Origin of the sequence: Methylomonas fluvii, assembly GCF_014850975.1 — a bacterium.
GTDB lineage: Bacteria > Pseudomonadota > Gammaproteobacteria > Methylococcales > Methylomonadaceae > Methylomonas > Methylomonas fluvii.
The window spans coordinates 1,497,023-1,511,227 of record NZ_JACXST010000002.1 but is presented as its reverse complement, the minus strand read 5'-3'; the positions used below and the strand labels follow the sequence as shown (position 1 = coordinate 1,511,227).

Sequence of the window (14,205 nt, the reverse complement as noted above, 5' to 3'; positions counted from 1 at the left end):
TTTGCGTTGAAACGCCAATTGCCCCTGTGGATTGGGGCGGTCGCTGGTGTTGATTTATGGTCATGGCGTTGATTTTGTTTTTATGTGTCACGATAGGGAATAACTATGCTTGAAAAACTAGAGCAACAAGCCGTCCAAGTCAAGGCAAGGCAGAATATAACGGAGGACGCCACGTCTGTTTGGGTAGGCGCTGGAGATTTGGGGGTCTAAAGAGAGGGGATTGCTCTCATTGAGGTTCCTCTTCGGATGTAACAAATTTTTCTGATAAGCGTAACAACACGAACAAGGCACCCGTACCGCCAGCCTTCGGGGGGGCAGAGCAAAACGCCAGGACATCTTTATGTTGGCGTAGCCAAAGGTTTATATCATTTTTTAAAACTGGTTGATTGTCCGTAGAGTTGTAGCCCTTGCCGTGAATGATTTGTACGCAGCGATAACCGTCTTCAACGCAATAGTGTAAAAATCGCAATAATTGCTGTTGCGCATCGCGGCTGCTTAAGCCATGTAGATCGATATCGGCATCCAGGCCGTAATATCCCTTGCGAAGCTTTTTGATGACGCTTTTTTGCATGCCTGGCACTAGGAATGCGATCTTGTCTTCTTGGAACACGGTCTCCAAGCTACCCTCAACATCTTTTTGTAACGGATTAACTTGCTCGAGCGGCTTAAATGAGGGTATCGGCCGTGGTTTCTTATCAGGCTTAAGAATAACGGTATTGGTGTCTATGGTCTGGACTTTACCTATCGAGTTTCGAAACAAGAGGACATCGTCTGCGGAAGTGGTTTTTTTTGTCACGTAAGCTGCTGGTTTTGCGGTTTTTTTGCTACTATGCGGGAATTTTAAAGCGTTTCACGGCAGTATGCACATACTAATCAGCAACGACGACGGTTATTTAGCGCAAGGCATCAACACACTGGCTGAGGCTCTACGTCAATACGCGAACGTATCAGTAGTGGCGCCCGATAAAAACCGGAGTGCCGCAAGTAATTCTTTAACCCTGGATATGCCTTTGCGAGCCACTCAATGTGAAAACGGTTTTGTTAGGGTGGATGGTACGCCGACGGATTGCGTTCATCTGGCCATTACAGGATTGTTAGCGAACGAACCTGATATGGTATTCGCCGGTATCAATCATGGGGCCAATCTCGGCGATGATGTGCTTTACTCTGGCACCGTGGCGGCAGCTACCGAAGGGCGTTTTCTTGGGCTGCCTGCGGTGGCTATATCTTTGGCATCCAGCGATCCTAAACATTTCGATACGGCGGCACATGTGGCTGTGACATTAATGCAAAAAATCCTCGCTCATCCCTTGCCGGAAGACACTTTGTTAAACGTCAACGTGCCTGATTTGCCGATTGCTGAATTAAAAGGTTATCAATCTACCCGACTCGGACAGCGGCACAAAGCGGAAGCAGTAATACGTTCCCATGATCCGCGGGGCCAAGTTATTTACTGGGTGGGACCACCCGGTAGTGAACAAGACGCCGGGCCCGGTACCGATTTTGATGCGATAAGAAACGGGTACGTGTCCGTAACGCCGTTACAGCTGGATTTAACGCGTTATGACCGATTGGACGGATTAAGCAAGTGGCTGGCAATGGAGGCGCTCGTATGAGTAGACGCATCCAGGGTATAGGCATGACTTCTCGGCGGACCAGAGAGCGGATGATTTCGCGGTTGCGCGAGCAAGGTATCTATAACAGTAAAGTCCTGGCGGTAATGTCTGACACGCCGAGGCATATTTTTGTCGACGAAGCTTTGGAGAGTCGCGCTTATGAAGACACCGCCTTGCCTATCGGCCACAATCAAACTATATCGCAGCCGTATATTGTCGCCAAAATGACGGAATTGCTATTGGAAAAAGGTCCGCTGCAAAAGGTACTGGAAATCGGTACGGGTTGCGGGTACCAAACCGCAATATTGTCGAAGTTGGTAGAACAAGTTTATTCGGTGGAAAGAATTGCGCCGTTGATGAAAAAAGCCCGAGATACGCTTTGGGAGTTGGGTATCAAGACCGTGGGTTTTAAGCATAGCGATGGCGGTTGGGGTTGGCCGGAGCATGCGCCATATGATGGGATATTAGCTGCCGCCGCACCGGCGGAAATTCCAGAAGCCCTTCTTGAGCAAATGGCTGTGGGGGGGGTGATGGTGATTCCAGTCGGGTTGGAAGGGATGCAGGAATTGCATCGGGTAACCCGCACCGAGCATGGCTTTGAGGATGAAGTAATTGAGCGGGTCAGTTTTGTGCCGTTTTTATCAGGTGTCAGTCAATAAGTTTTAATCGTTTTATCGCGCCGGTTTTGTTATAGCCAATTGGCGTGTCCGGCGCGACAGTGATGATTTTGCTAGAAATTCAAATGCTGCTTACGTTTACTGGCAATAAAACCCAATAACGCAGAGCCGAATAACCAAACAGCGGAAGGAACCGGCACAGCGGTTACCGAAACTTGCCAGCCCACATCTTTCAACGCGGCTAGATCGAGTTGCGTAAACACCTTGCGCGTGCCGATGCGTAAAGTAGGGTCCATGGCAGCTTCTTGCTCAATCCCGTCTACCGTGCTTTTGGTGCCGTCTAACCAATGAACCTTATCACCCGCCAGTGGTACAGTCCCGCCATAAGCCGCCACTGCATTGGCACCGGTAAAGCCAGGGCCTGTTGCTTGATTATCCCAAGAATCCGAGCTGCCTAGACCTAATAAGTGACCTAACTCATGTAGTGCCACCGAATAAAAATCATTGCCGCTAAATGTCTCGGTGGTAGAAAGATCGGTGTCGAAATACCAGTTTGCCGAACTGCTGAAGGTCAATTGGCCGCCCCATGGTGCAAAATCAGTTGCTGACGGGCCGGTCGTATTTGATTGGCCACGTTGTGCTGCATTGGTCAAAAAATCTTGGGTGCCACTGACGTTGTAACCGCCATAGCCGCCGTAACCCAGGTTGCCAGATCCCATGGTTTGTCCGCCAACAAACACTGTGAGTGTGTCGGCTGCCACGCTAAAATTGCTCAGGGTGGTGCTGGCGCCGGTATCAGGACGTTGAAATACCGCGCTGAAATTATTGCTGCCGCCGGATGTAATCGCTGTCAAGCTGTCAGTTAAGATGCCTCCAAAAAAACCGCCTGCTGCATCCAGGATGTCTCGTCTATTTGCGTTGTTGCCGGAGAAAAAGCCGCCATCGTAGGTGTAGTCAAAGTTGATGACGACTGCCTCTGTTGATTGGCTGGCGGCCAGCAACACGACGCCAGCTAATGCGGATGGTTTAATAAGCATGAATTTAACTCGCTCAAGTTGGTTAATAATTGCTGCGGTGCCTGGTCTTGATTCCGACTCGACTACTTTACAGCGCTAGATTTTGTTCTCGGTGGGCGCATTCAGTAAGGCAATGCACTGATGTTTGCCGTAGGCGGAAAGTAACATCGCAAACATTAGGCGCGCAAGCATTTTATTCGAAACGCGTTGAAAGATTGTTCTTTGTGGAAATTCATTTCACTTGGCAACCACGGCTTGGATAGTGGTATCAGAAAAACGAGAGTGTTCGATCAGAAAGCCGACTAAAATAGGCGCTCGCGCGCGCTTGCTTGAATACTTGGCAGGCTGCCTAACATAATTAGAATAAACATACTAAGTACTTTTGAAAAACTACACTGCTACTTATTCGGTCGGAATCGATCTAGGCACCACCCATACAGTGGTCGCATGCTCCGACATAGGTGACCCTGCCAAAGCTATTCACCTGTTTGAAATTCCTCAGTTGATCGCGCCAGGAGAAGTGAGTGCCAAGCCGTTATTACCGTCAGTGCGTTACCATCCTGCGCCAGGCGAAATAACGGAGGAGGCCGGGTTTTTGACCCAGGAAAACGGCGCTGTGCTTGGTGAGGCGGCGCGCTTGCTGGGCGCGAAGTCGCAAGGTCGATTGGTTACCAGCGCTAAAAGCTGGTTGTCGCACACCTCAGTCGATCACAGCGCGGCTATTTTGCCTTGGGGCAGTGACGAATCGGTATTTAAAGTCTCGCCGCTGGAAGCCAGTGCTAGTTATTTGCGACATGTCTGCGCCGTTTGGGAGCACCGTTTTCCCAAAGCACCACTTGCGCTTCAGGAAGTAGTGATTACGGTGCCGGCGTCCTTTGACGAGTCCGCGCGCTCCTTAACATTGGAAGCGGCCAAGATGGCCGGCTTGAGCGGTGTCAGGTTGCTGGAAGAGCCGCAAGCAGTCTGTTACGACTGGCTGCGCCGGCATGCAGGTACCATCAAATCCAGTCTGGCCGATAGGCGCTTATTGCTGGTTTGCGATGTCGGCGGTGGTACTACCGATTTAACCTTGATCAAGATTGAGCAGGGGCCAGACGAACCTAAGCTGACGCGCATAGGTGTCGGCGACCACTTGATGTTGGGTGGTGACAATATTGACCTTGCTCTGGCGCATCTAGCGGAAAGCCGCTTGCGAACCGGCGATAAAAAACTTTCGACTGCCGATTTATCGCAATTGCTGGAGCAATGCCGGATCGCCAAGGAGTTGCTATTGGCTGACGATGCACCGGAGCATCTTGCTGTGACCTTGTTGGGTGGCGGCTCCAGGTTGATCGGCGGCACAAAAAGCACGTCGCTAAGCAAAGAAGAGGTTAAGCAAATTGCATTGGATGGTTTTTTACCTATGTCCGGCTTGCAAGACCTGCCGGATAGGAAGCGTAGCGGCGTAGTGGAGTTTGGCTTGCCCTATGCGGCGGAGCCGGCTATCAGTAAGCATATTGCGGCCTTTTTGCAAATGCATGCCCAGGCTGCGCAAATGGCTTTAAGAGGAACCGGTACAGAGCATCAAATTGTCCCCGACGCATTATTGCTGAACGGCGGCGTGTTTCGCAGTCCGGCCATGGTGCAACGATTAATCGATTTATTAGCCAGTTGGCGCGGCGGGCAACCCCCCGTATTACTGGATAACCGCCATCCGGAATTGGCAGTGGCTTACGGCGCGGTCAGTTATGCGGTGGCCCGCCGCGATAAGAAATTAAAAATCGGCGGTGGCGCGGCGCGTAGTTATTTTCTGCTGGTTGATGCCATGGTCAAAAGTGGTGATGCTAAGCAAGCCGGCCGTGGCGTTTGTATATTGCCGAAAGGCAGCGAGGAAGGTCATGAGATTCTGTTGAACGATAGGCAATTCGCTCTTAGGGTGGGACAGCCGGTACGTTTTCATTTGTTGTCCAGTAGCGGAGACGGTACTTACCAGCCCGGCGACATAGTCGAACTCGACGACGAACGTTTTCACAGCTTGCCGCCGCTGGCTGTGGCATTCGAAGGCCAGCAAAAAGCCGAAGTAGCGGTGCAATTGCTGGCAACTTATACGGAAGTCGGTACCTTGCAAATCCAGTGTGTGGCGGTGGACGATGCTAGCCAGCGATGGGACGTAGAGTTTCAGATTCGTAAAAAGGCCCAAATCATCGCCAACGCCGAATTGCCTAGCCAACTACCGCAAGCGCTGGAAAAAATTCAGGCCGTATTCGGCGCCAAATCCAAACAAGTCGATCCGCAGGCGGTAAAAACCTTGCGCGCCGACCTGGAAAGAACTCTTGCCGCACCGCGCGGGGACTGGCAAACCCCGTTGCTGCGCGAGTTGTTCACGGCCTTGTTGGAGGGCGGTAAATATCGGCGGCGGAGCGAACAGCACGAACGCCTCTGGTTGAGTTTGGCCGGGTTTTGTTTGCGGCCCGGCTTCGGTTATCCACTCGACGACTGGCGGGTAGAGCAGCTTTGGAAGCTATATCCAGAAGGATTACAGTTCGTCAACGAAAAGCAGAATTGGGCCGAGTGGTGGACTTTATGGCGGCGCGTTGCCGGTGGTCTGGGTGCGGATGCCCAGCAACGTATCTTCAATGACATCGCCAAATTCATCAACCCGGCATCCGCGCGCCAAGCGGGTGTTGCCAAACAACTCGCGACACGCGGTTACGACGATATGGTGCGGCTGGCGGCGGCTCTGGAGCGGTTAGCGATTGTCGATAAAATTCAATTGGGCGAATGGCTGCTAAAGCGTCTGGAAAAAGCCGGCGAGCCGGAGCAGAGTTGGTGGGCGGTCGGCCGTATCGGCGGGCGGATTCTGTTCCACGGCAACAATCATCAGGTCATTCCCGCGGCGACGGTCGAGAGCTGGTTGCAACAGCTATTGAAAGTTGATTGGAAAAAGCTAACCCAGGCCGGCTTTGCCGCCACCTTGCTGGCTAGACGATGCGATGATCGGGCCAGGGACATCGACGACAGCCTGCGCACGCAGGTGATCGACAAGCTCAAGCAAGCTAAATCGCCATCCTCCTGGATAGATATGGTTGCCGAATTCAGACAACTGGATGAGCAACAGGAAAAGCAAGTCTTCGGTGAGGCGTTACCTCCGGGCTTGAAACTAATCGTTTAATGCTAAGCTTTGTGATGCCGATATAACAATCAACAGCGGCAGGTTACCTGAACCGTATATTGGCATAGAAATCGCTTTATCCCGTTCTGTAGCGGTTTTTAACTCTGAAAGCATATTAAACGACAAAAACATGGCAGACAAATACGGCATAGACAGTCATAAACTGGTGTATCACCCGCAGCGGGTGGCGCAATGGTTGGATGGCAGGCATGACTGGCAACAAGCGAAAGCCGTGTACCCCATCTACATGGAGGTCTCGCCGGTAGGTGCTTGCAATCATCGCTGCACGTTTTGCGCGGTGGACTATATCGGCTACAAAGCGCAGCGGCTGGATGTCAAAATTTTGGCGGAGCGTTTGACGGAGATGGGCAAGCTTGGCGTGAAAAGCATCATGTATGCTGGCGAAGGCGAGCCAATGTTGCATAAGGAAATTAACGACATCGTCAAATGGACTTACGACGCAGGTATCGATGTGTCTTTCACTACCAACGGCACGTTGATGAATCAACGCTTTGTCGAGCAATCCTTAGCCTTGGTATCGTGGATCAAGGTGTCGCTGAATGCCGGCAGCGCCGAAAATTACGCTGCCATTCATCAAACCAAAGCGTCCGATTTCGATTTAGTACTCAACAATCTGCGCCGCGCGGTCGAGCATAAGAAAGCCGAGCAATTGTCCTGCACATTGGGTGCGCAAATTCTGTTGTTGCCGGAAAATCAGCACGAAGTAACTACCTTGGCAAGTATCTGCCGCGATATTGGTTTGGACTATCTGGTGGTCAAACCTTATTCCCAGCACTTGTTTAGCGAAACCCGCCGCTACGAAAGCTTGCGTTACGACAATCTGCTGGGCATGGCCGAGGAACTGGCCCAATTCAACGGCGATGGTTTTAACGTGGTGTTTCGCGAACAGACCATGAAAAACTACAGCCAATCGGAAACCCAACGCTATAAAACCTGCCACGCCACCCCGTATTTTTGGGGCTACATTATGGCTGACGGCGAAGTCTACGGGTGCAGCGCGTATTTGACCGATCAACGGTTTGCTTACGGCAACATCCATCAGCAGTCTTTCCAGGACATCTGGGAAGGCGAGAAACGCCGGGAGAACTGGCAGTACATCACCCAGGAATTGGATATCAGCCAATGCCGGAAAAATTGCCGGATGGAATCGGTGAATCAATATTTGGACAAACTCACGGCCAACCAGCCGGCCCATATCAACTTTATCTAGGACAGACGCATGAAAGTATTGGTTACCGGCGGCGCGGGATTCATCGGCAGTCATTTGAGCCGCGAGCTATGGCGGCAAGGTCATGAAGTCACCGTCATTGACAGTCTGGTTGGCGGTCGCAAAGAAACCATCGCCGATTTGCTGGGACAAGAGCGTTTCGAATTTCAGCACGCCGATATTCGCGACGCCCAAACCATCGCGCCACTATTCGCGGGTATCGACTGGGTATTTCATTTGGCCGGTCTGGCAGACATCGTGCCGTCCATCGAGCAACCGCGCGCTTATTACGAAACCAATGTCAGCGGCACATTCAATGTATTGGAAGCAGCGCGCGCTGCCGGCATTAAACGTTTTGTCTATGCGGCTTCTTCGTCCTGCTACGGCATCCCCGCACAATTTCCCACACCGGAAACGGCTGCGATTCAGCCGCAATATCCCTATGCCTTGACCAAATACCTGGGCGAGGAATTGGTGATGCATTGGGCGCAGTTGTATGGCCTGCCGGCTGTGTCGCTGCGCTTATTCAACGTCTATGGCCCGCACGCCCGTACTACCGGCGCTTACGGCGCGGTGTTCGGGGTGTTTCTGGCGCAAAAAATTAACGGCAAACCGTTTACCGTGGTCGGCGACGGCACGCAGACCCGCGACTTTACCTATGTCACCGATGTGGCCAATGCCTTTATCGCTGCTGCGGAATCGCAATTGCGCGGTGAGATTATGAATGTCGGTAGCGGCGGCACCTACAGCGTCAACCAACTGGTGGGATTGTTGGGCGGCCCTATCGAATACATCCCCAAACGCCCCGGCGAGCCTGATTGCACCTTTGCCGAGACCGGTAAAATCAAGGCAAAGCTCGGTTGGCAGCCCCAGGTGAGTTTCGAGCAAGGTGTTGCCAACATGCTGGCGCATATCGATTACTGGCAAAATGCGCCACTGTGGACCTCAGCTTCTATCGCTGACGCTACTGCGGGCTGGTTTAAGTACCTGGATAAATAGGGAGAAGCCAATGGCTATCGGACAAGCGGCAGCGGATTTTGCGACATTATTGAGCCACAGCGTATTTACCGACGCGCAGGGCCAAACCCTGGACGGCGAATCGGTGATTCAGCAATTGCTTGCCGAGTTTGCCAGGGTACGCGAACAACAGGCCAAGATCATGGTATTGGGTAACGGCGGCAGCGCGGCGATTGCCAGTCATGTGATTACCGACTTGCGTAATGTTGGTGGCTTGTGCGCCTTAACCTTGCACGAAGCTGCGCCCTTGACCTGTTTTACCAACGATTTCGGATATGAGCAGGCTTTTGCCAAACAAATCAGCGCGTTTGCCAACCCCGATGATTTATTGATCGCGATCAGCAGTTCCGGGCAATCTTTGAACATCGTCAACGCGGTATTGGCCGCCAATGCTAAAGGCTTACCGGTGATGACACTCAGCGGGTTTAAGGCCGAGAATCCGCTTCGTAAATTGGGGCGCTGGAATTGCTGGCTGGATAGCAGCCATTACGGCATGGTCGAGTTGGGGCATCTGTTCGTGTTGCACCATATTACCGATCATCTGCTCAGGAAATAAGCTCATGTCTACGGAAAAAATCGTTTCCATCGAACAACTGGCGCAACGCGCCGCCGAACTGAAAGCGCAAGGTAAAACCGTAGCCTTGTGCCACGGCACCTTCGATTTACTGCATATCGGCCATATCCGTCATTTGCAAAGCGGCGCGCGGCAGGCCGATGCGTTGTTGGTTAGTGTCACCGCCGACGAATACGTCAACAAGGGCCCCGGGCGGCCGGTGTTTAATCAATATTTGCGCGCCGAAAACATCGCGGCGTTGGCTTGCGTCGATAGCGTGGCAATCAATCATGCGATTACCGCGGTGGAAGTACTCGATCAGGTCAAGCCGGATTTGTATGTAAAGGGCAGCGATTACAAAAGCACCAGCGACGATCTGACCGGCAATATTCAGCATGAAAAAGACGCAGTGGAACGGCATGGCGGCAAGATTTACTTTACCGACGAATTGACGTCCAGCTCCACGCGCTTATTGAACGAGTATTTTGAGGTGTTCTCTCCGGAAATATCCGCGTATCTCGATCAATTCAAGGACACAGTCGGTGCCAATGAGATTATCGGCAAACTCAAAGGCTTGAGCGGTTTGAATGTGTTGGTGGTGGGCGAAGCGATAGTCGACGAATACCATTACACCTCTCCCTTGGGCCAGACCGGCAAAGGCAATGTGTTTTCAGTGAAATACAACGATTACGAACGCTTTGCCGGCGGCGCTATCGCGGTGGCGAATCACGTTGCGGAATTTGCTCATAACGTGACTTTGCTGTCCGGTCTAGGGGCTACCAAAAGCCACGAGGATTTTATTCGGACTAATCTGAACCCGGCCATTGATCCGGTGTTTTTCTTTAGCCAGGATAGACCGACGATTGTGAAACGACGCTATGTCGATGCCGACATCGCCAAGTTATTTGAAGTGTATTTTTATAACGATGCGCCGTTGCCGGAGGAAACCAACCGCAAGATCGTGGCTTGGCTGGATAAGCATTTACGCGATTACGATGTGGTGATCGTGCCGGATTTCGGTAACGGCTTTATCTCCAATCAAATGGTTGCGGCCTTGTCCAAAGGCGCTAAATATCTGGCGGTGAATGCGCAAGTTAACAGCGGCAATCGAGGGTACCACTTGATCACGCGGTATCCGAACGCGGATTTTTTGTCGTTGAACGAACCGGAATTACGGTTGGCGAGCCACGATAGAGGTGCTGCCATAGAGGAGTTAGCCGGCCAGTTGGCCGACAAGTTAAGCGCCCAGCACATCGCCATCACCCGCGGTACGAAAGGCGCGTTGATGCTGGACCAAACCAAAACGGCTTACAAGATTCCCGCTTTGTCTTCCAAAGTGGTGGATCGCATCGGTGCCGGCGACGCCTTCCTGTCAGTGGCTGGTTTGTGCTTGGGTGGCGGGTTGTCGCCGGAGCAAGCCTTGTTCGCCGGTAGCGCTGCTGCCGCGCTGGATGTACAGATTGTCTGTAACCGCGAGCCGGTGCGGGCAGTGGCCTTATTTAAATACATTACCACCTTGTTGAAATGACCGTCATCAGTCCTGCATCTGCAGATTTGAAGCAGCTGTATTATCAGATGCTGCGTATTCGCCGCGCCGAAGAGGCAATCGCCCGTCGCTATGCCGAACAGCAAATGCGTTGCCCCACTCACCTTTGCATCGGCGAGGAAGCCATTGCAGTCGGTGTTTGTGCACATTTGACGAATCAAGACAAGGTGTTCAGCAATCATCGCGGCCATGGCCATTATTTGGCTAAAGGCGGTGATTTGCCACGCCTGTTGGCGGAGTTGTACGGTTTTGCCGAAGGCTGCTGCGGTGGTCGGGGCGGCTCCATGCATCTGACCGATCTAGCTGCCGGTTTTATTGCCTCCACCCCTATCGTCGGCGGCACCGTGCCTTTGGCTGCCGGTTATGCCTGGGCCGAGCAGATGAAAAAATCCGGCGCCGCACAGGGATGTGCCAGTGTCGTGGTGATTTTCTTTGGCGATGGCTGCTTTGAAGAAGGTGTGATGCACGAAACGATGAATTTTGCGGTGCTGAAACAATTGCCGTTGCTGTTTATCTGCGAGAACAACCAATACTCGGTGATGACGCCGTTGGCCGAACGCCAACCCAAACGCGATATTTATAAAATAGCCGCTGCCCACGGCTTACACGCCATTAGCGGCGACGGTAATCGAGTTGATGAAGTGTATAGCTTGGCGCAAGCCGCCGTTAACAACGCCCGAAATGGCTTGGGGCCGCAGTTTTTGGAGTTGCACACGCATCGCTGGCCGGAGCATTGCGGGCCGAACGAAGACGACGATTTGGGCTATCGCAGCCCCGGTGAATTGGCTGAGTGGAAATTGCGCTGCCCGCTATTGCAAACCCGGCAGACCTTGCTTGAAGCGCAGTTGAGCGATGATGCCGAACTAACACAAATGGAAACCCGCTTGGCCGAGGAAATTGAACAAGCCTTTACCTGGGCTTTGCAAGGCACACGTCCGACTGTCGATAGCATGAGGCAACATCTGTATGCATGAAGTAGAGATGATGACTTATGGTGAGGCAATCCGCGAGGCTTTGGATGATGCTTTGGCCAAATATCCGGAAATGCTATTAATCGGCGAAGGCGTGCCGGACCCGAAGACCATCTTTGCCACAACTCAGGGTTTGCGCGAGAAGTACGGCGCCGAGCGGGTGTTGGACATGCCTTTGGCGGAAAACGGCATGACTGGTATTTGTATCGGCGCGGCTTTGGCCGGCATGCGGCCGGTGCTGGTACATCAGCGTATCGATTTTGCTTTGCTGTCGGTTGATCAACTAGTCAATAACGCCGCCAAGTGGCATTACATGTTCGATGGCCAACAAAAAGTACCCTTGGTGATCCGTGTCATCATCGGCCGCGGTTGGGGGCAGGGGCCGCAGCATTCGCAAAGTTTGCAAGGCATGTTTGCGCAAGTGCCGGGTTTAAAGGTAGTAATGCCGACCACGGCTGGCGATGCCTACCATTTCATGTCGGCGGCGATTGCCGATAACAATCCGGTGCTGTTTATCGAGCACCGCTGGCTGCATCACATCATGGGCGAGGTGGATAAACAGACGCCGTCGGCTGGCTTGGACGGTGCAGCGCTGCTGCGCGAAGGTCGGGATGTGACGCTGGCGGCGTTCTCGCATATGAGTATTGAAGCTTTGAAGACAGCGACCACACTGGCCGAGCACGGCATTGACGTCGAAGTATTGGATATGCGTTGCGTCAGCTCGTTGGATGTGCAGAGGGTTGCGGCCTCGTTGGCTAAAACCGGCGGTAATTTGGTCATAGCGGATTGCGCGCCGGAAATGGCGTCAATCGGTCATCAGTTGCTATCCAAGCTGGTGTTGGCCCATGGGCATTGTTTGCAACAAGCGCCGCGCTTGATTGCGTATCCCAACCATCCGGTACCGACCTCGCATTTTGTCGCCAACCACTATTATCCGGGAGCCGAACAGATCGTCTCCGCAGTGCTGGACATGTTGGACAGATCGGAATTAACAGAAGCGGTAATCGGGGCTTTGCAGTCCGATTTGCCTAAAGATCAGCCCGACCGCAGTTTTGTCGGCCCGTTTTAACGAATAACAAAGAGCATCAGACCATGTCTAAAATTGAACAAACCAATCGCTTCGGCAACAGCGCCGTAACCGATATACCCGACAACGTGCCCATGTTCAGCCAACCCGGACATAAACTGCGCACGTCCAACAACATCGTGGATCGCAGCGCGTTATCAACTGACTATCAGGTAATCGACACCAGCCAGTTGGCTAAATTGCCCGGACAGAAATTGCAGAGTATTTCGCATGATGACCAGGAAGGTATTATTCGTCTGGATGCGGGCAGTGAGCAGGAACAAAACGTGCCGAATCAGTTCACCGGCCCGAGTTTTCGCACCCAGCGCGAACGCTTCCGTTTCGACGGGCACAAAATGATGCACCATTTGGATAGGGTGCAGGCTTGGCAAAATGGCCAGCGCTTTGCGCCGGTGCATATCGATATGGGGCTGACCAAGTTTTGCAATACAGCCTGCCTGTATTGCTACGCGGTGGTACAGAACATGACCAAGGGCACCATGATAGGCCGGGATGCGTTGCTGAACTTTGTCCGCGACTGCGGCAAATTGGGCGTGCGTTCCTTGGGCTTTATCGGCGATGGCGAACCGACGCTCAACCCGACACTGTACGACGCCACCGTTTTGGCTGGCGAATTAGGCATCGATACCGCAATGGCCACCAACGGTTTATTGCTGGATATGGATCGTGCCCATGATTTGCTGAAAAACATGAGCTACATCCGCTTCAATCTATCCGCCGGCACTCCCGAAGGCTTCAGACGAGTACATCAATCCAAGGAAGTCAATTTTCACTTGTTGATCGACAAGATCCGCGAACTGGTGAAAATCAAAAAGGAGAACAACTACAAATGCACACTGGGTTTGCAGATGGTGTTGATCCCGGAATGCTTCGACGAAGTGTTGGCCGAAGCCCAGTTAGGTGCTGAATTGGGTGTAGATTATTTCGTGATCAAGCATTGCTCGGATTCCGAATACAAGGAAATCGGCATTGACTACGATGCCTATCTGAAAATCGGCGACGTCTTGAAACAGGCCGAGGCGCTGAGCAATGAAAACTATGTGGTCCAGGCCAAGTGGAACAAGATCAACGCCGCCGGCGAAACCAATCTATACAAAGACGGTTACAGAAAATACGACCAGTGTTTCGGTACGCCTTTTCTGCTGCAAATTTCCGGCAACGGCAAAATCTATCCTTGCGGACCGTTCTTTAACAAAGAGCGCTTTTACATAGGCGATTTGCATACCGACTCTTTTTACGATTTGGTCGCCACCAGTGAACGCTATTGGCAGGTACATAAAGACGTGGCCGAGTCGGTGGATGTGCATAAAGACTGTGCGATCGGCTGCCGGCAGGACTACGTGAACAAGTTTTTGTGGGATTTGAAAAATCCGCCGGAACACATCAACTTCATTTGACTGCGC

12 protein-coding genes are annotated in these 14,205 nt (G+C 52.4%); 10 read left to right on the top strand and 2 right to left on the bottom strand.

Going from position 1 to position 14,205, the window contains the following annotated elements; genetic code table 11:
• Positions 1-226 precede the first annotated feature (226 nt).
• Positions 227-796 carry a Smr/MutS family protein gene (locus tag EBB_RS16375; protein WP_192394805.1) on the bottom strand — a complete coding sequence of 190 codons (570 nt, stop codon included), beginning with the start codon at positions 794-796 and terminating at the stop codon, positions 227-229.
• Positions 797-860: 64 nt separating this feature from the next.
• Here EBB_RS16375 and surE point away from each other — a divergent pair, with 64 nt between their 5' ends.
• Both surE and EBB_RS16365 read left to right on the top strand, forming a co-directional pair.
• Positions 861-1,616, top strand: a complete 756-nt coding sequence (gene surE, locus EBB_RS16370) for a 5'/3'-nucleotidase SurE (protein ID WP_192394804.1) — start codon at positions 861-863, stop codon at positions 1,614-1,616.
• Positions 1,613-2,275 (top strand): protein-L-isoaspartate(D-aspartate) O-methyltransferase, encoded by a 663-nt coding sequence (locus EBB_RS16365; RefSeq protein ID WP_192394803.1) that lies wholly within the window; start codon positions 1,613-1,615, stop codon positions 2,273-2,275. Before surE ends, EBB_RS16365 begins: the two co-directional genes overlap by 4 nt.
• Positions 2,276-2,346: 71 nt before the next feature.
• Here the strand turns inward: EBB_RS16365 and EBB_RS16360 are convergent, their stop codons facing one another.
• Positions 2,347-3,270, bottom strand: coding sequence for a matrixin family metalloprotease (locus tag EBB_RS16360; protein WP_192394802.1), 924 nt, complete (start codon positions 3,268-3,270; stop codon positions 2,347-2,349).
• A gap of 361 nt (positions 3,271-3,631) precedes the next feature.
• Here EBB_RS16360 and EBB_RS16355 point away from each other — a divergent pair, with 361 nt between their 5' ends.
• The 8 genes from EBB_RS16355 (at position 3,632) to EBB_RS16320 (ending at position 14,199) form a co-directional block, all read left to right on the top strand.
• Entirely contained in the window at positions 3,632-6,400 is a 2,769-nt protein-coding gene (locus tag EBB_RS16355) for an Hsp70 family protein (protein WP_192394801.1), read from the top strand.
• A gap of 130 nt (positions 6,401-6,530) precedes the next feature.
• Entirely contained in the window at positions 6,531-7,631 is a 1,101-nt protein-coding gene (locus tag EBB_RS16350; protein WP_192394800.1) for a radical SAM protein, read from the top strand.
• A 9-nt stretch (positions 7,632-7,640) separates the two neighbouring features.
• Positions 7,641-8,627 (top strand): SDR family oxidoreductase, encoded by a 987-nt coding sequence (locus EBB_RS16345; RefSeq protein WP_192394799.1) that lies wholly within the window; start codon positions 7,641-7,643, stop codon positions 8,625-8,627.
• Between the two features lie 10 nt (positions 8,628-8,637).
• On the top strand, positions 8,638-9,201 hold the full coding sequence (locus EBB_RS16340; protein WP_192394798.1) for an SIS domain-containing protein: 564 nt from the start codon (positions 8,638-8,640) through the stop codon (positions 9,199-9,201).
• Between the two features lie 4 nt (positions 9,202-9,205).
• Positions 9,206-10,726, top strand: a complete 1,521-nt coding sequence (locus EBB_RS16335; RefSeq protein WP_192394797.1) for a PfkB family carbohydrate kinase — start codon at positions 9,206-9,208, stop codon at positions 10,724-10,726.
• A complete protein-coding gene (locus tag EBB_RS16330; RefSeq protein WP_192394796.1) occupies positions 10,723-11,718 on the top strand; it encodes a thiamine pyrophosphate-dependent dehydrogenase E1 component subunit alpha in 996 nt (331 codons plus the stop codon). Before EBB_RS16335 ends, EBB_RS16330 begins: the two co-directional genes overlap by 4 nt.
• Complete coding sequence (locus tag EBB_RS16325; protein ID WP_192394795.1) at positions 11,711-12,784, top strand: alpha-ketoacid dehydrogenase subunit beta; 1,074 nt, start codon at positions 11,711-11,713, stop codon at positions 12,782-12,784. The genes EBB_RS16330 and EBB_RS16325 overlap by 8 nt, the downstream gene beginning before the upstream one ends.
• A 23-nt stretch (positions 12,785-12,807) precedes the next feature.
• Positions 12,808-14,199, top strand: a complete 1,392-nt coding sequence (locus tag EBB_RS16320; RefSeq protein WP_192394794.1) for a radical SAM/SPASM domain-containing protein — start codon at positions 12,808-12,810, stop codon at positions 14,197-14,199.
• Positions 14,200-14,205: the final 6 nt, after the last annotated feature.